At 32.0% G+C, this 24,049-nt stretch carries 24 protein-coding genes and 1 riboswitch; of the genes, 21 read left to right on the top strand and 3 right to left on the bottom strand.

Annotated elements, in window-relative coordinates; all coding sequences use genetic code 11:
- Positions 1-77: 77 nt before the first annotated feature.
- Entirely contained in the window at positions 78-857 is a 780-nt protein-coding gene (locus tag JJD95_RS06620) for a DUF3048 C-terminal domain-containing protein (RefSeq protein WP_291641577.1), read from the bottom strand.
- A 320-nt stretch (positions 858-1,177) separates the two neighbouring features.
- On the opposite strand from JJD95_RS06620, the gene JJD95_RS06615 reads away from it, so the two are divergent.
- The 18 genes from JJD95_RS06615 to JJD95_RS06530 all read left to right on the top strand — a co-directional run bounded on the left by JJD95_RS06615 (position 1,178) and on the right by JJD95_RS06530 (position 18,180).
- On the top strand, positions 1,178-2,116 hold the full coding sequence (locus JJD95_RS06615; protein ID WP_291641575.1) for a GntR family transcriptional regulator: 939 nt from the start codon (positions 1,178-1,180) through the stop codon (positions 2,114-2,116).
- A gap of 33 nt (positions 2,117-2,149) precedes the next feature.
- Positions 2,150-2,563 (top strand): methylaspartate mutase subunit S, encoded by a 414-nt coding sequence (gene glmS / locus JJD95_RS06610; protein WP_291641574.1) that lies wholly within the window; start codon positions 2,150-2,152, stop codon positions 2,561-2,563.
- Between the two features lie 20 nt (positions 2,564-2,583).
- A complete protein-coding gene (glmL, locus tag JJD95_RS06605; RefSeq protein WP_291641572.1) occupies positions 2,584-3,978 on the top strand; it encodes a methylaspartate mutase accessory protein GlmL in 1,395 nt (464 codons plus the stop codon).
- Positions 3,979-3,996: 18 nt separating this feature from the next.
- Positions 3,997-5,454 (top strand): methylaspartate mutase subunit E, encoded by a 1,458-nt coding sequence (locus JJD95_RS06600; protein ID WP_291641571.1) that lies wholly within the window; start codon positions 3,997-3,999, stop codon positions 5,452-5,454.
- A 50-nt stretch (positions 5,455-5,504) separates the two neighbouring features.
- Positions 5,505-6,746: a methylaspartate ammonia-lyase gene (locus tag JJD95_RS06595; protein WP_291641569.1), complete on the top strand. Its 1,242-nt coding sequence runs from the start codon at positions 5,505-5,507 to the stop codon at positions 6,744-6,746.
- Between the two features lie 83 nt (positions 6,747-6,829).
- On the top strand, positions 6,830-7,672 hold the full coding sequence (locus JJD95_RS06590) for a fumarate hydratase (RefSeq protein ID WP_291641567.1): 843 nt from the start codon (positions 6,830-6,832) through the stop codon (positions 7,670-7,672).
- Positions 7,673-7,745: 73 nt separating this feature from the next.
- Positions 7,746-8,303: a Fe-S-containing hydro-lyase gene (locus JJD95_RS06585; RefSeq protein ID WP_291641565.1), complete on the top strand. Its 558-nt coding sequence runs from the start codon at positions 7,746-7,748 to the stop codon at positions 8,301-8,303.
- Positions 8,304-8,333: 30 nt separating this feature from the next.
- Complete coding sequence (gene citD / locus JJD95_RS06580) at positions 8,334-8,597, top strand: citrate lyase acyl carrier protein (RefSeq protein ID WP_291641564.1); 264 nt, start codon at positions 8,334-8,336, stop codon at positions 8,595-8,597.
- A gap of 12 nt (positions 8,598-8,609) precedes the next feature.
- Positions 8,610-9,482: an aldolase/citrate lyase family protein gene (locus tag JJD95_RS06575; RefSeq protein WP_291641563.1), complete on the top strand. Its 873-nt coding sequence runs from the start codon at positions 8,610-8,612 to the stop codon at positions 9,480-9,482.
- A gap of 53 nt (positions 9,483-9,535) precedes the next feature.
- Positions 9,536-11,074 (top strand): citrate lyase subunit alpha, encoded by a 1,539-nt coding sequence (gene citF / locus JJD95_RS06570; protein ID WP_291641562.1) that lies wholly within the window; start codon positions 9,536-9,538, stop codon positions 11,072-11,074.
- A 184-nt stretch (positions 11,075-11,258) separates the two neighbouring features.
- Positions 11,259-12,302 (top strand): [citrate (pro-3S)-lyase] ligase, encoded by a 1,044-nt coding sequence (citC, locus tag JJD95_RS06565; protein ID WP_291641561.1) that lies wholly within the window; start codon positions 11,259-11,261, stop codon positions 12,300-12,302.
- A gap of 6 nt (positions 12,303-12,308) precedes the next feature.
- Positions 12,309-12,821 carry a citrate lyase holo-[acyl-carrier protein] synthase gene (gene citX, locus JJD95_RS06560; RefSeq protein WP_291641559.1) on the top strand — a complete coding sequence of 171 codons (513 nt, stop codon included), beginning with the start codon at positions 12,309-12,311 and terminating at the stop codon, positions 12,819-12,821.
- Positions 12,811-13,677, top strand: coding sequence for a triphosphoribosyl-dephospho-CoA synthase CitG (citG, locus tag JJD95_RS06555; protein ID WP_291641558.1), 867 nt, complete (start codon positions 12,811-12,813; stop codon positions 13,675-13,677). Before citX ends, citG begins: the two co-directional genes overlap by 11 nt.
- A gap of 128 nt (positions 13,678-13,805) precedes the next feature.
- Positions 13,806-14,366: a sigma-70 family RNA polymerase sigma factor gene (locus JJD95_RS06550; RefSeq protein ID WP_291641557.1), complete on the top strand. Its 561-nt coding sequence runs from the start codon at positions 13,806-13,808 to the stop codon at positions 14,364-14,366.
- Positions 14,356-15,357 (top strand): DUF4652 domain-containing protein, encoded by a 1,002-nt coding sequence (locus tag JJD95_RS06545; RefSeq protein WP_291641556.1) that lies wholly within the window; start codon positions 14,356-14,358, stop codon positions 15,355-15,357. Before JJD95_RS06550 ends, JJD95_RS06545 begins: the two co-directional genes overlap by 11 nt.
- A 135-nt stretch (positions 15,358-15,492) precedes the next feature.
- Complete coding sequence (locus JJD95_RS06540; RefSeq protein WP_291641554.1) at positions 15,493-16,740, top strand: tetratricopeptide repeat protein; 1,248 nt, start codon at positions 15,493-15,495, stop codon at positions 16,738-16,740.
- Positions 16,741-16,840: 100 nt separating this feature from the next.
- Positions 16,841-17,158, top strand: a complete 318-nt coding sequence (gene trxA / locus JJD95_RS06535) for a thioredoxin (RefSeq protein WP_291641552.1) — start codon at positions 16,841-16,843, stop codon at positions 17,156-17,158.
- Between the two features lie 164 nt (positions 17,159-17,322).
- The gene (locus JJD95_RS06530) at positions 17,323-18,180 is read left to right on the top strand and encodes an NAD(P)/FAD-dependent oxidoreductase (protein ID WP_291641551.1); all 858 of its coding nucleotides are present in this window, start codon (positions 17,323-17,325) and stop codon (positions 18,178-18,180) included.
- 89 nt (positions 18,181-18,269) lie between these two features.
- Here the strand turns inward: JJD95_RS06530 and JJD95_RS06525 are convergent, their stop codons facing one another.
- Both JJD95_RS06525 and JJD95_RS06520 read right to left on the bottom strand, forming a co-directional pair.
- Positions 18,270-18,791 carry a cell wall hydrolase gene (locus tag JJD95_RS06525; RefSeq protein WP_291641549.1) on the bottom strand — a complete coding sequence of 174 codons (522 nt, stop codon included), beginning with the start codon at positions 18,789-18,791 and terminating at the stop codon, positions 18,270-18,272.
- Between the two features lie 34 nt (positions 18,792-18,825).
- Positions 18,826-18,948, bottom strand: a riboswitch (cyclic di-AMP (ydaO/yuaA leader).
- A gap of 72 nt (positions 18,949-19,020) precedes the next feature.
- Positions 19,021-20,049, bottom strand: coding sequence for a hypothetical protein (locus JJD95_RS06520; protein WP_291641548.1), 1,029 nt, complete (start codon positions 20,047-20,049; stop codon positions 19,021-19,023).
- Between the two features lie 324 nt (positions 20,050-20,373).
- Here JJD95_RS06520 and cdaA point away from each other — a divergent pair, with 324 nt between their 5' ends.
- The 3 genes from cdaA to JJD95_RS06505 are packed head-to-tail and all read left to right on the top strand — an operon-like array spanning position 20,374 to position 24,030.
- Entirely contained in the window at positions 20,374-21,222 is an 849-nt protein-coding gene (cdaA, locus tag JJD95_RS06515) for a diadenylate cyclase CdaA (protein ID WP_291641547.1), read from the top strand.
- A complete protein-coding gene (locus tag JJD95_RS06510) occupies positions 21,192-22,448 on the top strand; it encodes a CdaR family protein (protein ID WP_291641545.1) in 1,257 nt (418 codons plus the stop codon). Before cdaA ends, JJD95_RS06510 begins: the two co-directional genes overlap by 31 nt.
- Positions 22,429-24,030, top strand: a complete 1,602-nt coding sequence (locus JJD95_RS06505) for an NAD(P)/FAD-dependent oxidoreductase (protein ID WP_291641543.1) — start codon at positions 22,429-22,431, stop codon at positions 24,028-24,030. Before JJD95_RS06510 ends, JJD95_RS06505 begins: the two co-directional genes overlap by 20 nt.
- Positions 24,031-24,049: the final 19 nt, after the last annotated feature.

Genomic DNA, 24,049 nt, shown 5'->3' with positions numbered 1-24,049 from the left:
AAAACACATATTATGTTAATAATATGTGTTTTATTTTGAATTGAACTTTATATATAGTGCCAATTTGTAGCGTGGTATTAATCGTAAGCCACAGAGCGGTCTTTATTAACAAAAATCCACCATGTTGCACCGGGATTCAGCAAAACTTCACCACCTGTTTCAGTTTTAAGACTTATTTCAGAATATTTTTGCCTAGACCATTTAATTTGTGAAACCTTTCCACCACGAAAAAGTAGTCCGTCACCGTAATTTTCAGAGAGAGTTAAAGTTTCGTCATTAGTAATGTTACCATTAATAAATTGTACTATAACATTAGAAAGCTTTACGGGGGTATTATTATCTTTATCCACTTGAAGTCCTCTATAATGATAATATTCTCCATTTTCATATAAAAAATTTGAGGAGGCATCATCATTAAAAGTTATAAAGATTGAAGTTGCATTACTGCCACTAGTGGGGGTTATTAAAGTATCTTTTGAAAAATTAAATTTCGGAAGATACGAATTAGAATATTCTTCTAAGGTAACTCTGGAACTTATATTTTTAGCTTCATCTTCGTTAAATATAGCTTTATAAGTAATCCCATAAGAGTTACTTAGGAATTCAAGAACTACATCTGCACTACTAAGGCCCACACTAAAGGGGTCATTATTAGTGTTGGTGTAAGTTGCTATTTTTGAAGGTTTATCAGTGTAATCATTATAGACTTTCTCCGCATTATATTTTGATAAAGTTAATTCATCATCTGCCTTTAAATTAGGATTATTTCTAATGATTGTATAAATAAATAATGAAAGAGTTAGCACTAAAATAGAACTTAAAATATATATAATAACAGAGAAATTTTTATTTGCCATATGGGCCCCCTTTGCATCTATATACTATTTTAATATTATTAATTTAAAATTATAACCATAAAATCAAAACCTTATAACAAAACTTTTCATAAAAAAATCAAAAGATTATCATTATAGATTGAAATTGAATTATGTGTAAGGATAAGCTAGATAATGAAGCTTAATTCACTTATAACACTAAAGACAGTTACAAACACTCTATAAGGGATATTGATGTGCATTGGACCGCATGGTACTATATATATGAATGGATTAGTCCATTAATCCAATTTGCTTAGGAGGGGGTTTCTATTAATATCGAATTAGATAAAAAAAGTGGAGTGCCACTTTATATTCAAGTTAGAAAACAGATTAGAAATGAAATAAAAAAAGGGGTTCTAAGCGTTGGAACAAAAATGCCTACAGAACGTGAATTGTCTCAAAGGTTAAAAGTAAGTAGAAATACTGTAAGTGCAGCATATAATGACTTGGAACAAGATGGGGCACTTAAATCTTATCAAGGTAAGGGAACCTTTGTAGTTGAAGAAACTGATGTCTTAGAAAAGCAAGACATAAAAAATAAGATATTGAAATTTGTTGATTTAGGAATAGAGCAAGCTTTTGAAACTGGAATGAATCCAGAAGAGTTCTTAGACTTAGTAACTCAAAGGATAAATGAAAAAAAAGAAATTATGGACAAAATCGAAGTAGTATATATAGAGTGCAATATAGAACAATCTAGAGCGTTTAGTAAGCAACTTAGTATTAATAGCAATATGAACGTAGTTGCCTTAACCATCACTGATCTAATACAGATGAATGAAGAATCGAAAGAAAAGATTAAATCTGCTGAGTTTATAATAACTACTTTTAATCATATTAATGAGGTTGCAAATTTAACGATTGGTCTTAACAAAGAAATATTAGGAGTTGCTATAACTCCAGATTTGCAACCGATAGTTAAAATTGCTAGATATGGTAACAGTACAAAGTTTGGATTTGTATGTATATCTAAAGAATTTATGATTAAAATAAAAGGAGCATTAGAAAAAGCTGGATTATCCGAAATTCAAATAGAATACTCCAACACGAGTGAGCATAATGAACTTGAAGATTTAATACAAAGATCGGATGTAATGATAGTATCCCCAGGTAGATATAATGATGTTAAAAGTTTAAATTCTAGTAATAAAGAAATAATCAAATTTTTATATAGTCTAGATGATGGCTCAGTAAAAGCGCTTAAATCAAAGATTATTGAGATAAAATTCAAAAAATAATTTATTAAAAATCATTTAGGAGGCTTTTTATAAATGGAAAAAAAGACTTTAATTCTAGGAGTAATAGGATCAGATTGTCACGCTGTTGGTAATAAGATTTTAGATTATGCTTTAACGGAAGCGGGTTTCAATGTTATAAACATAGGGGTTCTTTGTCCACAAGAAGATTTTATAAATGCAGCTGTAGAAACTAATGCAGACGCTATAGTGGTATCTTCATTATACGGACATGGAGAAATAGATTGCAGAGGCATGAGAGATAAATGTGATGAAGCGGGACTAAAAGGTATATTGTTACTTGTTGGTGGAAACATAGTAGTGGGAAAACAAAATTGGGAAGAAGTTTACAAGAAATTTATCTCAATGGGATTTGATGGAGTATATCCACCAGGTACTACACTTGAAACTACAATACATGATTTAAAAGAAGCATTAGGTTTATTATAAAATAGTTGGGAGTGATATAGGTGGATGCGTATTTACTTATAGATTTTGGTAGTACATATACAAAGTTAACTGCAGTAGACATAGAAAAAGAAGAAATAATTGCTACTGCTAAGGATATAACTACAATTGATGACGATATAATGATAGGCGTTGAAAAGGCCTATTCAAAAATTGAACAAATTTTAAAAGATAAAAATGTTAATTTTATTAACAAATTGGCATGCTCCTCAGCTGCGGGTGGACTTAAAATGATAGCTATTGGACTAGTGCCAGATTTAACTGCAGAAGCTGCTAAAAGAGCGGCCCTTGGAGCTGGTGCTAGAGTATTAAAAGTATATAGCTATGAACTAACACTTGCTGAAATTCAGGAAATTAAAAATTCGGATTTAGACATTTTATTGCTTGCAGGTGGAACTAATGGCGGCAACAAGGAATGTATTATACATAATGCTAAAATGTTAGCCAAAAATGATGTTAAATTGCCAATCGTTGTAGCAGGAAATAAAGTAGCAACTGATGAGATACGACAAATATTTACTGATGCTAAAATGTATTTCAGTATTACAGAAAATGTAATGCCTAAATTGAATGAACTAAATGTAGAACCGGCCAGAGAAGAGATTAGAAAAGTCTTTATGGAAAAAATAGTAGAGGCTAAAGGGCTAAGTAATGCAGAGAAATTTGTAAAGGGCATTTTGATGCCAACACCAGCAGCGGTTCTAAAGGCAGCAAGATATCTAAGCACTGGTAGTGACGAAGAAAGTGGACTAGGTGATTTAATAATTATTGACATTGGGGGGGCTACCACAGATGTACATTCAATTGCAGTTGGTGAACCTACTAAGGCTGGCGTCAATGTACGCGGCCTTGAAGAACCTTTTGCTAAAAGGACAGTTGAAGGTGATCTTGGTATGAGATATTCAGCAGTTTCATTAAGAGAAGCAGCTGGTAGCAGAAAAATGAGAAAATATTTAGGAGACACAGAAAGAAAAATTGATATAGATGAAAATTGTAAATATAGAATAGAACATATAATGATGATTCCAGAAACTGTGGAACAAATTCATTTTGATGAAGCTATGGCAAAAGTAGCAACTGAAATATCTATGGAACGTCATGTAGGTACTATTGAAAGTGCATATACACCTATGGGAGCTATGTATACTCAAATAGGAAAAGACCTTATGGATGTAAAATACGTCATTGGTACAGGTGGGGTACTAGTACACAGTGAGAATCCAAAAGATATTTTAAAAGCAGGAGCATTTGATGTATCAAACCCAATGTATTTAAAGCCAGTTGATTCAATGTATTTTATAGATAAAACTTATATATTATCCGCTATGGGGTTATTGTGTGAAGACTATCCAGATAAAGCTGTTCGAATTATGAAAAAATATTTAGTCAAAGTATAATCACTAGGAGGAATACCAATGGAATTAAAAAATCGAAAATGGACTAATGATGAGTTCTTTGAGGTTAGAAAAGAAGTATTAAACCAATGGCCAACGGGAAAAGAAGTAGATTTAGACGAGGCTATAGAATACAATAATCAAATTCCTGGTCACAAAAACTTTGCAAAAAAATTAATAAAAGCTAAAGAAGAGGGAATGACATTAGCACAGCCAAGAGCTGGTGTTGCGTTAGTTGATACGCATATCGAACTTCTAAACTTCTTAGAGCAAGTAGGCGGAGCAGATTTACTACCGACAACAATAGATAGTTATACAAGACAGAACAGATATGATGAATGTGAAATTGGGATTAAAGAAAGTAGAAAAGTAGGAAGGTCACTTTTAAATGGATTTCCAGGAGTTAATCATGGAGTTAAAGGTTGTAGAAAAGTTTTTGAAGCAGTAAATGTTCCATTAGAAGCAAGACATGGGACTCCAGATGGAAGATTACTCGCTGAAATTACCCATGCTTCAGGGTGGACTTCAAATGAAGGTGGCGGTATTTCTTACAATATACCATATGCTAAAAATGCAACTTTATCAAAATCAATTTTAGATTGGCAGTATTGTGATAGACTTGTTGGATTTTACGAAGAAAATGGAATATCAATAAACAGAGAACCATTTGGACCTTTAACTGGGACATTAGTTCCACCTAGTACATCAAATGCCGTTGCGATAATTGAATCATTACTTGCAGCTGAACAAGGAGTTAAAAACATTACAGTTGGATATGGTCAGTGTGGAAACTTAATACAAGACGTAGCGGCTATAAGAGCTTTAGAGCAGCAATGCGATGAATACTTAAAAGCTAGTGGATATAAAGATATATATATAACAACAGTAATGCATCAATGGATGGGAGGATTCCCAGCTGATGAAGCAAAAGCATATGGAGTAATATCTACGGGAGCAGCAACTGCTGCACTTGCAGGAGCAACAAAGGTAATAGTTAAAACTACTCATGAAGCTATAGGAATTCCTACTAAAGAAGCTAATGCTCAAGGGATAAAAGCTACAAAGATGACTTTAAACTTATTACAAGGTCAAAAAATGCCTATGTCTCCAGAACTTAAAACAGAGATAGAAGTAATAAAAGCTGAAACAAAGTGTATGATAGACAAGATATATGAAATAGGTAAAGGCGACCTTGCTATAGGATCAGTTAAAGGATTTGCTATGGGAATAATTGATGTACCATTTGCACCAAGTAAATATAATGCTGGTAAAATGATGCCTGCAAGAGACAATAATGGAGCAATAAGATACTTAAAATTTGGTAACGTTCCATTTACACAAGAACTTATAAATTTCAATACTAGGAAACTTTCAGAGAGAGCCAATTTTGAAAATAGAGAAGTAAGTTTTCAAATGACTATAGATGATATATTTGCAGTAGGAAAAGGAGTACTTATAGGAAGACCGGAGAAAAAATAATCAAATGATTAATATCACATTACAAATTTATATAAGGATAGGTGTAGAATATGAAAATTATTGATGTAGTATGTTCAACTGGAAGCACAGGATTTTATTTTGACGATCAAAGGGCTATAAAAGCTGGAGCAGAACATGATGGCTTCGCATATGTTGGTAAACCAGCAACAGAAGGATTTAAATCAATTAGACAAGCTGGAGAATCAATATCAGTAATGATTATACTTGAAGATGGACAGGTCGCTTATGGAGATTGTGCAGCAGTACAATATTCAGGAGCTGGCGGACGTGATCCATTATTCCTTGCAAGTGATTTTATGCCGATTTTAGAAAAAGAAATAATTCCAAAATTAATAGGTAGAGAACTAAATAGCTTTAAAGAAATGGCAGAAGAATTTGACCATATGTTAGTTAATGGTAAAAGACTTCATACAGCAATGAGATACGGAATAACTCAAGCTATACTAGACGCTGTAGCAAAAGCTAATAAAGTAACTATGGCAGAAATCGTACGTGATGAGTATAAAACTGGGGTAGACATTAAGAGAATTCCAATTTTCACACAATCAGGCGATGATAGATATAATAGTGCAGATAAAATGATTATAAAAGGCGTAGATGTAATGCCTCACGCACTTATAAATAACGTAGAAGAGAAATTAGGACTTAAGGGAGAAAAATTACTTGCTTATGTGCAGTGGTTAAGAGCTAGAGTAATAAAACTCCGAACTGATGAAAATTATAGCCCGGTATTCCACATAGATGTTTATGGAACTATAGGTCTTGCGTTTAACAATGATGTAAAAGCTATGGGTGATTATATAGCAACACTTGAAGAAGCAGCTAAGCCTTTCAAATTAAGAATAGAAGGACCAATGGATGTTGAGCATAGAGAAAAACAAGTTGATGCATTAGCTGCACTAACAGCTGAACTTGATAATAGAAAAATAAATGTAGAACTTGTTGCGGATGAATGGTGTAATACATACGACGATGTAGTGCTATTTGCAGATAAAAAATCAGGTCACATGCTCCAAATAAAATCTCCAGATTTAGGTGGAGTTAACAATATAATTGAATCAGTGTTATATTGTAAAAAATTAAAAGTAGGAGCATACGTTGGTGGAACATGTAACGAAACTAACAGATCTGCAGAAGTTTGCACAAACATAGCTATGGGTTGTGGAGCAGATCAATGTCTTGCTAAACCAGGTATGGGCGTAGATGAAGGTTATATGATAGTTAACAACGAAATGAATAGAGTTGTAGCTCTAGTTAATAGAAAGAAATAAATGAAACAAAAATCTGGGAGGTTACATTAAGGCGGTTTATTTAAACTGCCTTTTCCCATATTGAAATAAAAAGGAGAGTAATAATGAGAGAAATAAATGTATCTGAAATAACAAAAACTATTAAGAAATTATGTATAGATGCTAATTACGATCTTCCAGAAGAGATGAAAAATGGAATAATAAAATCTAGAAAAAATGAAACATGGGATATAGCTAAAGGTGTTTTAGATAAGATTTTGGTAAATGCAGATATAGCAGCAACTGAAAGAATGCCAATGTGCCAAGATACTGGAATGACTTGTGTTTTTATAGAGATTGGGCAAGATGTTCATATAATAGGCGGTAGTCTAGAGGACGCAATTAATAGTGGTGTAGCATCAGGATATGAAGAGGGTTATTTAAGAAAGTCAGTAGTTAAAGACCCCATCAATAGAGTGAATACAAACGATAACACTCCAGCGGTTATATATTATGATATAGTTGTAGGAGAAAAATTCAAAATAACTGTAGCTCCAAAGGGTTTTGGTTCGGAAAATATGAGCCAAATTAAAATGTTAAAACCTTCAGATGGGCTTAAAGGTGTTAAAGAATTTATTATAAAAGTAGTAAAAGAAGCTGGTCCTAACCCATGTCCACCAATAGTTGTAGGAGTAGGGATAGGTGGAACGTTTGATAAGGCGGCGAATCTTGCTAAAAAAGCAGCAGTTAGAGAAATTGATAAAGCAAATCCAAATCCTTACTATGCAGATCTTGAAAAAGAACTTATAGAAGAAATAAATAAGCTAGGTATAGGACCTCAAGGATTTGGAGGAAAAACAACAGCGTTAGGTGTTAATATTGAAACTTATCCAACCCATATAGCTGGTTTACCTGTGGCAGTAAATATAAACTGTCATGCTGCAAGGCATGCAAAAGCAGAGTTATAGCACCATAGGTGATAAGCAGCACCATAGGTGATGAAGCACCATAGGTGATAACATAATAAGGAGGGAAAACGTTATGGAAAAAAGAATAACTACGCCACTTACAAAAGATGTGATTAAAGATTTAAAAGCTGGAGATAGTGTGCTATTATCTGGTGTTATATTTACGGCTAGAGATGCAGCTCATAAAAGAATAGTTGAGCTTATTGATAAAGGAGAAAAACTTCCTATAGATGTTAAGGATGCAGTTATATATTATGTTGGACCAACTCCTGCAAAACCAGGAAATGCATTAGGATCGGCAGGCCCAACTACTAGCTATAGAATGGATGCTTATGCACCACAGCTTTTAGAAAAGGGCTTAAAAGGAATGATAGGTAAGGGACTCAGATCACAAGAAGTTGTAGATTCCATGATTAAAAACGGTGCGGTGTATTTTGCAGCTATTGGTGGAGCAGGAGCTCTAATAGGCAAATGTGTGAAAAAAGCAGAAATAGTAACTTATGAGGATTTAGGATCTGAAGCTATAAGACGACTTGAAGTTGAGGATTTACCTATAGTTGTAATAATAGATAGTGAAGGTAACAATTTATATGAACTGGGACAAAACGCTTATTTAGAAAGTATAAAATAAATATAACTGAAATTAGTGTGAGGTGATACCATGGAAATAAATAAACCATCCAAAGCTGGAACAATGGAATCTAACGATATATATGTAATGCTAATGCCAAATCCTAAGGGCGGTATTGAAATAAATCTTCAAAGTATTGTTATGAAACAGTTTGGAGAAGAAATAGAAAGAGTAATGCTAGAGGGATTTAAAGAACTTGGAGTAGAAAATGTTATAGTAACTGCACAAGATAAAGGTGCATTAAATTATACAATAAAAGCTAGAATAGAAACTGCCATAAAAAGGGCTCAGTAAGAGGTGATTAATATGAAAAAGTTAAGAAGAACAATGCTTTTTATGCCTGGAAATAATCCAGGAATGCTTCAGAATGCAGGGATTTTAGGTGCAGACTCAATTATATTAGATTTAGAGGATGCTGTAAGTATAACAGAAAAGGATAGCGCTAGAATCTTGGCACGAGAAGCAATAAAAATAGTAGATTATAGTAACGTAGAACTAGTAGTAAGGGTAAATCCATTTACTACCGAATATGCAAGTGAAGATATTAATGTAATTGCAAGAGTGAAGCCTGACGCACTAATGATACCAAAGGCTACAGAAGAAGAACTTATAGCTATAGATGAAATGCTTATAAAAATTGAAGTGGAAGAAGGATTCCAAAAGGGAAGTATAAAATTAATTCCCATAGTAGAAACAGCTTACGGCCTGGAGAATGTTTATAGCATAATAAAATCCTGTGATAGAATAGTAGCGATTTTACTTGGAGGAGAGGATTTGACTTCAGATTTAGGTATTGTGAGAACAAAAGAAGGCGAAGAAGTTTTCTATGCAAGAAATAGAGTAGCAGTTGCATGCAGAGCTATGAAGGTGGATTCTATAGATACACCATTTACAGATACCAATGATTTCGAGGGTTTAGAAAAAGACACTAGGAAAGCTAAAAGTTTAGGTCTTACAGGTAAAGCTGCCATAAATCCAAGACAAATTTACACCATTCGCGATGTATATGCGCCAACAACAGAAGAAATAAAATACGCAAAGAGGGTCCTTGAATCTATGGAAGAGGCAGAAAGTGAAGGAAAGGGAGTATTCTCCTTAGATGGTAAGATGATAGATGCACCAGTTATAAATAGAGCTAAAAATACAGTAGAACTTGCAAAGCTTTTAGGTCTTGTATAAGAGTATCTTTAAAAATTGTGAGTTTTGCTACTAAGTTAGTTGAGGTGATATTAATGAAAAATATATTAGGAAGAGAAATACCCGAATACATAGAAGGCTATGGCACGGTGACTCCTTTTGAAGGTGCATTTAAGCATAATGGCGTGAAAGTAAAAAGGGAAGTAAAAGTAAATTCAGTAACTCCTATGGGCAAGAAAGTTTTAAATGATATAGAGGAAGTTTTAGATAAGGTAGAAATTAAAGATGGGATGACTGTATCTTTTCATCATCATTTAAGAAACGGTGACTACGTACTAAATCTAGTTCTAGAAGCTATTGCAAGTAGAGGTATAAAAAACATTGCTGTTGCAATAAGTTCTATTTTCCCAAATCATACACCACTTATTCAGCACATAAAAAATGGTGTAGTTACTAAAATATATACAAATTATATGTCAGGTCCTGTGGCACAGGAGATTTCAAGAGGATTATTAAAAACACCAGTAATAATGCATACACATGGTGGACGCTCTAGGGCAATAGAAAGCGGCGATTTACATATAGATGTAGCTTTCATTGCATCGCCTACAGCAGACACTTATGGAAACATTAATGGCTTGTATGGTAAGTCAGCTTGCGGAGCGCTAGGCTATGCAGTATCAGATGCCCAGTGTGCAGACAGGGTTGTAGCAATAACTGATAATTTAGTGCCCTACCCAACTTGTCCAATAGAAATTAATCAGATATATGTAGATTATGTAGTGAAAGTAGATTCAATTGGCGATCCAGCTGGAATAGTATCTGGAACTACACAAATTACTAATGATCCGGTAGGAATTAAAATAGCTAAAATGGCATCCGATGTTATGGTAGCAACAGGTCTTGTTAAAGATGAGATGTCTTTCCAAACAGGTGCAGGTGGAATTTCTTTAGCTGTAGCTGCAGAACTTAGAATCTATATGAAAAAGAATGGCATAAAAGGAAGCTTTGCGTCAGGCGGAATAACTGGATATATTGTGGATATGTTTGAAGAGGGATTGTTCAGAAGTTTATTTGATGTACAGTGTTTTGATTTACAGGCAGTGAAGTCTTATGCAAGTACTCATAAACATCAGAGAATGTCTGCTTCAATGTATGGAAATCCGGATAACAAAGGTGCAGTTGTAAACAACCTGGACATAGTTATCTTAGGTGCTACAGAAATAGATACTAATTATAATGTTAATGTAACTACAGGATCAGATGGCGCTATTATGGGGGGCTCAGGTGGCCATAGTGATACAGCAGCAGGGGCTAAGCTTACAATAATTGTTACGCAACTCACGAAAGCGAGACTTCCAATTATAGTGGATAAAGTAACTACTATAACAACTCCAGGAGAGAGCATTGATGTTATTGTAACAGAAAGAGGAATAGCGGTTAATCCAAGAAGACAGGATATAATCGAAAAATTAAAGAAAACAAATCTTCCAATAATGACTATTGAAGAGCTGAAAGAAATAGCTGAAAATATGACAGGTAAACCAAAGGCAATTGAGCTTTCAGATCAAATAGTTGCAGTTATAGAGTACAGAGATGGTTCTGTAATTGATGTAGTTAGAAGACCATTATAAAACTTTATAAGGACTTATAAGGTAAAGCTGAAAATAATGATTTTCAGCTTTATTTCATTTTATCTTTAAAAGAACAGTAATGGTATATTAGCTTTTAGTCAATAATGAATATATAATAGGTTAAAGACATAAATGAAATATAATATATTAGTTATTATTAGCAATTAACGTAAGGAGGCTCCCTATGTATGAACTTAACGTTGAAAGAATTAATTTGAAAGATAAAGATAGAGTTAAAGAAGTAAAAGATTTTTTACTAAAGTTCAACCTAAAATTTGATGATAACGCAGATTATACTATAGTTATTAGGCAAAACGATGAAATTAAAGCCACTTGTTCTAAGGCTAAAAACGTTTTTAAGTGTTTTGCAGTATCGGATGATTTAAGAGGAGCAGGAGTATCCGCTATGCTTATGGGAGCAATATCGGATAGGCTTTTTGAGGAAGAAATCTATCATAGTTTTATTTTTACAAAGGTAGGAAACATAGATATATTTTCATCACTTGGGTACAAACTCATACAGAAAGTAGAAAATGTAGCTCTCCTTGAGAGTGGAATATATGATATAAGAAGATATTTAGAGGATATACAAGTGGAATATAGCATTGATAAGACCACTGAAAAAGCAGCTATAGTTATGAATTGTAATCCATTTACTTTAGGACACAAGTATTTAATAGAAGAAGCTGCATCTAAAAGTAAAGAGGTACTAGTATTTATAGTAGAAGAAGATAAATCATCATTTCCATTTAATTATAGATACGATATGGTTAAAAAAGGTGTTTCTCATCTTCCTAATGTGAAGGTAATAAAAGGTGGCGAATATATAATTTCAGCGGCTACTTTCCCATCCTATTTTTTAAGAGTGGAAGATGAAAGACTAAAGGCATATACAACACTTGATGCAACGATTTTCGGAAGATATTTTTGTGAAAGGTTAAATATAACAAAAAGATTTATAGGAGAAGAGCCTTATTGTAAAGTTACAAATGCTTATAATAACGCTTTAAAGAAAATACTACCTGCTTATGGGGTTGAGGTTGTAGAAGTAAAGAGAAAAGCTTTGATGGGTGATATTATAAGTGCTTCAAAGGTTAGAAAATTAATCAAAGAAGATAAAATATCAGAAATTGAAAATATAGTTCCTAGTTCAACATGGAAATTTTTAAATACTAAAGTAGGAAAGGAGATAATGGGGGAAATAAGGTCTAGCGATTCTCCACATTAATATAATATGTATACAGCAGAAGATATATTTTTAGAGAGAGAAAGAAGAATTGAATATCAAGAAAAATTACTGGAACAATTTAAAATGCCTCTATTGGTTATAAGGGTTAACTATCCGGGTATAAAAAAAGATAATAGCTTTACGCAAGGTATAATAAAAATTATAGAACTTGTAATTTGTGAAACTTTTTGTGAGTCTATTCATAATAAAATAATTACTACAACGGCAGAAGGTCCGCTTGTGATTATGTCTATAAACAAAAGTGCGAGAGATATTAAATTAATTACGCTGGGTATAGAAGAAAAGCACCCTTTAGGAAGATGTGTAGATATAGATGTATATGACGTGCAAGGCTTAGGTATTAGCCGTAGTGATTTCGGTTTAGGTATGAGAAAATGTTTTTTATGTGATGACATAGCTCATAATTGCGTAAGAAGTGAAAAACATAGCAAAAAAGAAGTGGAAGAATTCATTAAAATAAGATTCACAGAATATATGGAGAAAGTTTATGAAAAATAAATATATAATAACAGAAGAAGCTTTTGTTATAGCAGGGTATGCAATAGAGGCGATGCTATATGAAGTGGCTGCATATCCGTCGCCAGGATTAGTATCCTCTATATCAAAAGGAGCTCATAGGGATATGGACCATTACTGTTTTATTAAAAGCACCTCTATTCTAAGTAAGTATATGGTTTTATTTGCTGAAGAGGGGTACTCAGATAAAACTCCTAAAGAGATATTTATGGCCATTAGAAATATAGGAATAGAAGCAGAAAATGAAATGTTTAAAGCAACAAAGGGTGTAAACACTCATAAAGGCATGATTTTTCTTTTGGGTATAAGCTGCGCAGCTGTGACCAAAGCTATTTATGAAAAGAAAAATTTCAGTGAAATACAAGGATTAATAAAAGAGATGACTAGAGGGCTTGTTCAAGATGAACTATTCTATATGAATAAAGATAAAGCGACAAGCTATGGAGAAAAATTATTTGTAGAATATAAGATAGAGGGAATAAGGGGTCAAGTAGAAAGAGGTATTCCCCTTGTTTTTGACTACGCTACTGGGGTGTATAAAGAAAATAAATCCCTAAATTTAAATGATAGGTTAATTCATACGCTTATATCCATTATGCAGCATTGTGAGGATTCTAATGTTCTCCACAGACATTCAATGATAACATTAAAAGAAGTACAACAAAAGGCAGTTAACATAATTTCTTTAGGCGGAATGACCACAGACTGCGGGAAAGACGCAATCGAGGGTCTTGATAGTGAATTTATAGAACAAAATATAAGCCCAGGAGGATCAGCAGATCTCTTGGCTGTAACAGTATTTTTTAATTCCATAGAGGAATATTTAAGTGATAAATAACAAATGTGTATTATTTATGTGGATAAACTAATTTTAATATCTAAACTGGGGATAACTTTATCACTATTAATTTTTTGAAACGTATATAAAGTAGAAATAAAATATATTTTAGGGAGCGAGGAATAAAAGTGCAGGAGGACTCAAATCTAATTCAAAGTATATTAGACGGAAATATTGATAGTTTTAATATATTAGTTAATAAATATGAATCTATAGTTTTAAAATTTATTTATAATATGATAAAAGATAAAGAAGCAGCAGAGGATATAACTCAAGAATCATTTATTACCATATATAACAAGCTATATCTTTATGATAAAAACCATAAGTTTTTAAATTGGCTGCTTCAAATTTCTAAAAATAAATGTATTGATTACATACGTAAATATAAAAGAGTTTATGAGTCGAACATAGAAGATATACCAAACGTTACATCAAGAGAGATGTCACCAGAACAAGCAGCAGAATTTAAAGAAACTAAAGGATATGTAGAAGCTTACTTAAGTAGTTTGAGTGAAATAGATAGGCAAATATTAATCATAAGATATTTGCAAAATCTAACATTTCACGATCTAGCTGAAATTTTAGAAATTACAGAATCTAACGTAAAGCGTAGATATTATAAGAGTAGACAAAATTTCAAAACTTTCATTTCTAAAGTGGAAAGGGGTGTAAACAATGAATTGTAATATATTTAAAAAGAGATTAGAGGACTATGTATTAGGAAATATTTCAAATGATCTTAAGATTGCATTAGAGAATCACATGGATGGATGTGAGAGCTGCAGGATGATGTATGAAGAAGAGTCTAGTATAGATTCATCATTTAAGATGGCTCTAGCAATAGAGGGTATTGAGTTTAACAGTTCAAGAACGAATATAATTAATGCTATAGATAAAAATAGATATAGTAAAAAGACATCAAATAAGGTCTTATATAATTTTAAAAGATATAAGAACAAGTATTTATCTTATGCAGCGGCAGTTATAGCTATGATAGCATTCATTCCAATGCTTCTAAATAATTTTTATGGAGGATCCTATAAGAGTGAAGACGCTATTCAAAATAAAGTAGCTATGTATAAAGCAGAAGAGAGAAGCGGTGAGGGGACTAGTATGGAAGAAAGCATCCAAGATATTACCAAAGAAGATAATCCTCCAATGGAATTTAAGAGTATAGTAGTTTCAACTAAGGAACTTCCAACTTATGAGATGGTTTGGGAAAACTCTTTAGACGGTAAAAAATCTGCGGTTATAGATACAATGAAAGAACAAGATGTAGATTTTGGAATTCATGCAATTTATGTTAAAGATATAAAAACTAATGAAATAGTCAAATATGAAGTTATTAATGATTCGCTGTCTACAACAAGAAATATAGAATGGTGGGATAATGAGAATTTAATAGTTGTGACAGGTTTTGCATATGGCACTGTAGCTAAAGGTTCTGACGTATATAGTTTAGAGGTTAATACAGGCGAATTTACTACATTATATCAAGTTAAAGATCAAAAACAACAAATAGTTACTGCGGAAAAAGTTAAGAATGATTTAATACTTCAATTGTTAATATATGAGGACGATAACTATAATATTTCTCATAAAGCTGTGGGTAAGATGACCTTGCTAGAACCTTCTAAACCAGTAGATATGCAAATTGTAAGTGAAGAGAAAAAATAAGTTCATCCTCTTAGACAGAAAGAAAATTATTTTAGAATTAGTCAGCGAAGTGAATGAAATTGTAATAATATATACTTTTCTAATTTATGTTATAATTAGAATAAGCATAAATATTAGAAAATAAAAGGTGAAAACATGGATAAATCAGGAAAAATATATGTGAAAGCAATGAATAAATATAATGATGGTTATATAGACAGATCATTAGCTCTTTGCGAAAAGTGTATTTCTGTAAATATTACAAATGCTGCAGCTTTGAATTTGAGGGGTATTTTATATTATCTAAAAGGTGACTTAGAAAACGCTAAAAGAATGTGGAATATAAATTATAAAAGAAACCATGATGAAGTATCAAAAAAATATCTAAAGGATAGTATAAAAGATGTGGAAAAATTACATATGTACTACAATGCATTGGATTTAATAGTAGAGTTTAATATATCCGGCGCTCTAGATATACTAAAACAATGTGAAAATAGCCACTTTAATTTTATAAACGTGAATAATAGTATTAGCCTTTGCTACATAAAGCGTGGGGAATATGATAAAGCACTACAGCATATAAATGAAGTTTTAAAAGTAGATAAAAAAAATATGAAGGCTATTACAAACAAAAAAACATTAATAAAATATGGTAACATAAAAAGAGAGATAAATTATAAAAAGAGTTTTATAATTGCTGGCAGTATACTTTTAGCTATAACTATTTTTCTCCTAGGTAAAACATATTGGTATAAGTTGCGGAGTGCTTCCATGACTGTTTCAACAACTGATATGAAACAAGGTCAACCAAAATTAAAACTAAATAAGAATAAAGATAAAGAAGAAAGTGTAAGTGTAATAAAAACAGTAACGGAGGAAAAATTTCCAAAAGAGCAATTTGTGGAGAGTATAAAAAATAATAATATGGAGAAAATAATTGAATGTGTAAACTTGTGGAAAGATGCGAAGGATGCTAATTTAGCAATTAATGATAAACTACTCATGGTAGAAGGGGAAGAAATTATTAAAAAGGATGGAATAGCATATTTTTATGAAAAAGGTATGAGCTATATGCATAGTGAAAAATATACTGAGGCGCAGAAATATTTTTTATATGCTCTGCCTTATTCTAAAGACAATTATTTGAATCAGCATATTATTTATATGTTAGCATTATGTTACAAATATAATTCGGACTTCGAAAATGCTATTAAGTACTATGAACTTACTCTAAATAAGTTTCCTAGTGGAAGTTACACTGAAGAAGTGTTATATAATCTTATTCTTATAAATAAAGATGTAGATTTAAATAAAGCAAAAAATTATGCGAAAAAACTGATGAAACAATTTCCAAGTTCAGGGTATAATAACAGTATAGTTAAAAATATTATAGATTCATAAAAAAACAAACCGAATCATGTTGACTAGTCACAAAATAAGGTATACAATAATAGTATAGAACATACCCGGCAGGGGTAGTATAAAAATTGGAGGTAAGAATATGATTAAAGAAGTTAATGACAATAATTTTAATGAAGAAATTACAAAATCAGATAGCATTGTGGTAGTAGATTTTTGGGCACCTTGGTGTGGACCTTGTAAAATGTTAAGTCCTGTAATTGAAGAATTAGCAAAGGAAATGGGCAAAGAAGTTAAATTTGCAAAAATAAATGTTGATGATAGCCCAATGATATCATCAAAGTATAAAATTGCAAGTATTCCAACTGTTATGGTTTTTAGTAAAGATAAAATAAAAGATACTATGGTAGGATTTAGACCTAAAGCAGATATAAAGAAGATAATTCAAAGACATTTATAAAATCTGTACATTAATGTTATGTTATTAAATTAAATGTTTAAAGATAGTTATTTAAATTTTATAATTTAAATAACTATCTTTGTTTTATTTATTATAAGTTAAATATGAGTAATAACAGTTAATAATTGTTATTTACCCGCAAAGAGTGACGAGGAGGAAAAATAATGAGTGAAAGATATGACATTGCTATAATAGGAACAGGTCCAGCAGGGCTTGAAGCAGCAATCAATGCTAAAATTAGAAACAAAAAAATAATACTTTTTGGGAATAAAGAGCTTAGTTCTAAACTTGTAAAAGCGCCAAGAGTAAATAACTTTTTAGGCTTTTATAACATTACAGGAAATGAACTTAAAAATCAGTTTGCATCTCATATTAAAGCTATGGGGATAAGTATTATACCTGAGAGAATAAATAACGTTTATGCTATGGGAGAGTATTTTGCACTGATGGTAAATGATAAGATTTATGAAGCTAAATCAATAATTTTAGCTACGGGCATAGAATACAGCAAACCATTAAAAGGGGAAGAGAAATTTTTAGGAAGTGGGGTAGGGTACTGTGCTACTTGTGATGCTCCATTATATAAGGGGAAAACAGTAGTTATAGTTGGATATAACAAAGAAAGTGAAGAAGAAACTAATTACGTAAGCGAACTTACTTCTAAAACATATTATATTCCTATGTACAAAGGTGAATATAATTTAAACCCTAATGTAGAGATAATAAAACACAAGCCAGTAGAAATAGTTGGTGACGACAGAGTAACTAAGATAATTTTAGACCATGGTGAAATAATTACAGATGGAGTTTTCATGCTAAGAGATAGCCTATCCCCAGATAATTTAGTACCAGGCCTTCAAATAGAAGATGGACATATAAAAGTAGACAGAAACATGAAAACCAATATAGAAGGATGCTATGCTGCAGGAGATTGTGTTGGTAAACCATATCAGTATATTAAGGCTGCAGGTGAAGGTTTGGTAGCAGCCCTTAGCTCAGTTTCATATTTAGACAAGAAATAAAAACAGGCAGCTAACCCTTGTTAGCTCTAACAGGGTTAGCTCTAACAAGGGTTAGCTGCCTAGACTGTAGTCAAATACTACAGTCATTTTTATTTGACGACAAAAAATACATGGTTTCCTATAGTTTTTATATTGGCCTTTTTTATATCCTTCATCCACGTAGAAGTAGCTATTTTAGGATTATAAAAGAAAACAGCCTGATAGGTAGGATCTTTACCTTTTAATGCATCTAATACTGCGGTGTAACTAGAAGAATCAGGAATGATATTCGCCTTACCACCGTGAAATACCTTCCCGTCTTTAACACAAGAAAAGGCATTCTTCTGATAAATAACACCAGAAATTGATTTTGGAAAACCAATATGGTTAGCGCGATTTAGTATAACAGAAGCTACAGCAAGTTTCCCACTATAAGATTCCCCACAGCTTTCGGCATATACCACTTGGGCCATTAAATAAACATCATCGTCAGTAACATAAATTGAGCCGTTTGCATCGTTAAACACAGCTACTGCCTCTATTTGTTCATTATATAGGTTCTTAGCTTCTGAACCCGGTTGATTTAAAGACGCTCCATTTACACTTAAACTAGGTAATATTGTTAGTAACATTAAAATACAGGACAAAAAAGCAAGTTTTTTAATACAATCCTCTCCTTTTGCCTACGGAGTTAGCTGACGGGTTCGGAAAAGGTCTAACCTACACTAATAGTGATTCACCCCAAATGATTGGTTCCTCCGCGTTTTTTTACTTAGGCTAATAGTAGTGTTACCAACAGTGTAAAAAAAATACACTATTTTTTAAAACATTGATATAAAAACCCGATATAGTAATATATAGTTATTTATAATTTCGAAGGTCTGTACAGACTTTAATAAAATTATTATAGGAATTTTCTACTTCAACAAATTTTGCATTAGATGAATCATAGAGTGGATCTAATGTAGTTGAATCTACCCCCATACTTAAGGTTTGAATCTTTTCATTTGTTAAAGCTAGTTTGAAATCAGATAAATAGCTTTCATATATCTGGAATAGTGGTCGGAAGGTTTCATAAGTAGGAATAGCTGGGCTTGGTACAGAAAAATTTTTATTGAATTTAGTATTTAAACTATTTAATTTTGTAGAATTATCCTGAATCAGCGACAAAAGTTCATTATATTGCATTTCGTTTTTTCTAACTTTTATTGCATAGGAGTAATAATTAGTTTTAATATCTGAAAAATCCTTGGTCAAGATATCGATTTTATTTATAAAATCTTGAACTTGTAGGTATTTAATATCTGCTTCTTTTTTTATCATGAAGGCACTGTAACTGTAATTAAGGAGGTTATCAATAAATGATAGTGAAGTTTGAGGTAGTGTTATTTTAGTGTCAGCGATATTTATAGTTGTGTAAAAATCTATGCAATCATCCCTATAGGTTTTAAGGTTTTCTATAGAAACGTCTACGTCACTACTAGAAGGGTTACTTAAAATAACTAGAGCCCGTCTATACATTAATAGGTTATTATCTAAGCCAAACATAAGGTTTTCATATTGATTTTCGTATTTAGATGCAGGTTCTGAAGCCCACAATTGGGCCCTAAGAGTAGATAAACTTTCAATAATATTAGGTAGCTTTTCTTTTGCATAATCAACATCTATTGTTTGGTTACTATTAAATGTAGCTATAGTTTTATTAACTTTGGTTATATCATTCATGTTATTTAGTAAGGAATCTTCGTAAGAATTGTATACCTTATTTATAGACGTATAGTAACTAGTTGCAAAAATACCTATGGAGACTATGACAATAGATAAAAAAAGTATAATTCTAAATTTTTTCCTACTCCGATGGGCATTTACAATATGTTTTTCTTCATTCACAAAAACTCACTCCTTTGTTATTCGTTTTATAAAATTTGGTGTAAAATCATATCCTTTTATGTTAGTGTATATAAACCCATAGTATTCTTATGTAGTTATAGTATGTATTAAAATAGTATATACTATATTCTAGATAATATAGTAAATTAATTTGATTAAAGTTAGTTTATGTAAAATCATATTATATTATTCCTAAAAATGTAATAGACTTACTGTTAATATAAGATGTATTGTTATAATAAAATTAACTTATAATATGTACAATAAAGCAACTGTATAGTGTATAATTGTAAATAGGAGTTATAGCAGGAGGTTGTGAGATTTATGGAAGTAATTAAGTTAATGTTAAGTACAATTAAGAATATAAGTATATTTTCAATTTTAGATATATTAGCGGTGGCGTTCATATTCTATAAAAGTTACATGTTAATTAAAGAGACAAGGGCTGAACAATTATTAAAAGGAATAGTCCTTATATTTTTACTTATTCCAATAAGCCAATTGCTTAATTTGACGGTATTAAATTGGATATTAGTTAAGACAATAACAATTGGTGTTTTGACTATTGTTATAATTTTCCAACCAGAAATAAGAAGAGCTTTAGAACACATCGGAAGAACAGCATTTATAGATAAACACGTATTTGCGGACGAAGAGACAATGGATAGGGTTATAACTGAAATAGTTAATGCTGTTGAGAATTTAGCGAAAGATAGAACAGGAGCTCTAATAGTAATAGAACAAAGAACAGGTATTGGGGAAATAATTAAAACGGGTACTATCTTAGATTCTGTAATATCTGCAGCATTATTAGAAAATATATTTGTAGTAAACACCCCTCTTCACGACGGGGCTACAATAATTAGAAATGATAGAATAATAGCGGCAGGTTGCTTTCTTCCCTTAACAAATAATGAAAAAATAAGCAAGAAGCTAGGAACAAGGCATAGAGCGGCAATAGGAATAACGGAAACTTCAGATGCTTTAACCATAATAGTATCAGAAGAAACAGGGAATGTATCACTAGCAGTTAATGGGAGACTTGTAAGAAACTACGACAGGGATAAGCTTAAGAGAATACTTGTTCAAATAATAAAGAGCAGACAGAGTAAAAAATTAACTATAAAGGAGAGAGTAAAGTCATGGATAAAGGCGGAAAACAAGAATTTATAATTAGAGTATGCTGTATAATAGCTGCCTTTGTACTATGGCTTTTTGTAACAAGTACAGAAAATCCGATGTCTGATTACAAGATTAAAAATATACCTGTGCAGCTTGTTAATATGGAGACGTTATCCGATTCGAATTTAATCATAGAGCCAGGACAAGATTTAAACATAGACCTAAGTATTAAAGGCGCTAATACTAGCATACTTCTAGATAAGAAAGCAGAAGATTTTACAGTGGTGGCAGATTTAAGTGCATATGCGCTTAAAGTAGGCGAACAAAAAATTCCTATCGAAATAAGACGAAGTCCTGATAATATAACCGTGTTAAACAGTGATAGTCTTTTTATAAAAGTAAGTGTAGATAAACTCATTGAAACTAAGCTACCTATAAAATTCAATATAAGTGGAGAGCCAAAACAAAGTTTTTATGCATCTGAACCAAAATTATCACAAGAGGATGCTACAGTTATAGGCGGTTCAAAGTATGTAAATACAGTAAAAGAATTAGTCATATCAGAGAATATACAAGAATCTGATAGCGACATTATAAAAAGCTACAAGATAACGCCTGTAGACTCAAATGGTAAAGAAATAAATGAAGTTACTGTAAATCCTTCTAACATAGACGTTACCATTCCTATAAGAAAGACTAAAGCTGTAGGTATAGAAGTAAAAACTATAGGAAAATTAAACACAAGCTTGATTCTAGGGAGTATAAAAGTGCTGCCAGAAAGATTTAGTGTAACAGGAAGTGCAGATGCGCTTAATAATATAGAAAGTTTAAATACGGAACCCATTGATTTAAGTAAAGTAAGTAAAACAACTACAATAGACGCAAAAGTGACTATGCCTAACGGGTTAAGTTTGGTTAGTAATACTAGTGATGCTCTAGTTAAGGTTGAAATAAATGTGATAAAAGTAGTGCAAAAGAGTATAAGTATTGAAACTAAAAATGTTAACTTAGACACAAATTATGAAGTTAGCCCTTTAAATATCAAGAGTAAATTAGTTGTTTCAGCGCCTGAAACAGTTATCAATTCTTTAGATTTAAGTAAATTTAGCGCCACAGTAGATTTAATTAATTTGGTTGAAGGGGAACACACGATTATCGTAGTAGTGACCATGCCAGAGGGGGTAAATCTTATATCACAGACCCCAGATAAAATATTAGTAACTATTACAAAGAAACAAACGGAGGTACCTGTAAATAATGACAATACAAGTGAATAATATAGTTTTAGATATAGATGAAAACATAGAGGATGTTAAAATAAAGGCAGCAAGAAAAATGAGAGTATCTGAAAATGCAATAAAAGAATTCAGAATAGATAAAGAATCCATAGATGCTAGGAAGAAAAATAATATTAAGTTTAATTATTCTGTACTTATTAAAATGGATAATGAAATAAAGGTAGTTGCATCCGCAGATGATAAGGATGTTAAACTACAAAAAATTATATATGATTCTGAGTTTGAATTTGGAACTGCTTCTATGAATCATAGACCTGTAATAGTAGGAATGGGACCAGCAGGTATGTTTGCTGGCCTTCTTATGGCACAAAAGGGATATAAACCACTAATTATAGAAAGAGGTGAACAGGTAGAGCGTAGGACAAATAGTATAAATAAGTTTTGGACTAGGGCAGTATTAAATACAGAATCAAATGTGCAATTTGGCGAAGGGGGAGCTGGAACATTTTCAGATGGAAAGTTAACCACAAGAATAAAAGATACTAGATGTGATTACATATTAGAGGAATTTGTTAAGGCTGGGGCTCCTGCTGAAATATTATATATGGGAAAACCTCACATAGGTACGGATATACTAAAAGAAGTTGTGAAAAATATAAGAGAAACTATTATTAAGCTAGGTGGAGAAGTAAGATTTAATAGTAAACTTGTGGATATAAAAATTAAAGATAAAAAGATAAAGTGCATAGTAGTGAATGAAGAAGAAATACCCTGTGATAATTTAATATTAGCACCGGGGCACAGCTCAAGGGATACGTATGAAATGTTATATGAAAAAGGTATTTTCATGTCAAGTAAGCCATTTGCAGTTGGAGTTAGAATAGAACATCCACAAGATATGATTAATGAAAATCAATATGGAAAATATGCAAACCACGAAAGATTAAGTGCAGCAGATTACAAACTTACGTATACAAGTGTAAAATTAGGTAGATCAGTATATAGTTTTTGTATGTGCCCCGGCGGAGAAGTAGTAGGGGCTTCATCGGAGCAGGGACACCTTGTAATAAATGGTATGAGCGAATATAAGAGAGATAAGCACAATGCAAACTCTGCACTTGTGGTATCTGTAGGACCTAAAGATTTTGAGTCTAACAGTCCACTATCTGGTATAGAATTTCAAAGGCATTATGAAGCACTAGCTTACACTATTGGAGGTTCAAATTATAACGCTCCAGTACAATTAGTTAGCGATTTTCTTAAAGGAAATGTAAGTAGTAAACTTGGAAGTGTAAAACCAAGCTATAAACCGGGCTATAAATTTGCTGATCTTACTGAGTGTTTGCCTGGCTTTGTAACAGATGCTATAAAAGAGGCATTGCCTAAATTTGATCATAAAATAAATGGCTTTGCAGGAGACGATGGAGTTATGACCGGTATTGAAACAAGAACGTCAGCCCCCGTAAGAATCGATAGAAATGAGAAACTCCAAAGCATATCTCTAGAAGGGTTATATCCTGCAGGAGAAGGAGCAGGATATGCCGGTGGAATAATTTCTGCAGCGGTGGATGGATTAAAGGTTGCAGAGTGTATAATGAAAGAGTGGAAACATATTAAATAAAGTTTATTAACTATTGCAT

The sequence above is a fragment of the Clostridium sp. genome, assembly GCF_016650035.1.
Classification (GTDB): Bacteria; Bacillota; Clostridia; order Clostridiales; family Clostridiaceae; genus Clostridium_AD.
The sequence above is the reverse complement of the archived record's forward strand: the minus strand, read 5'-3'. Positions and strand labels throughout refer to the sequence as shown.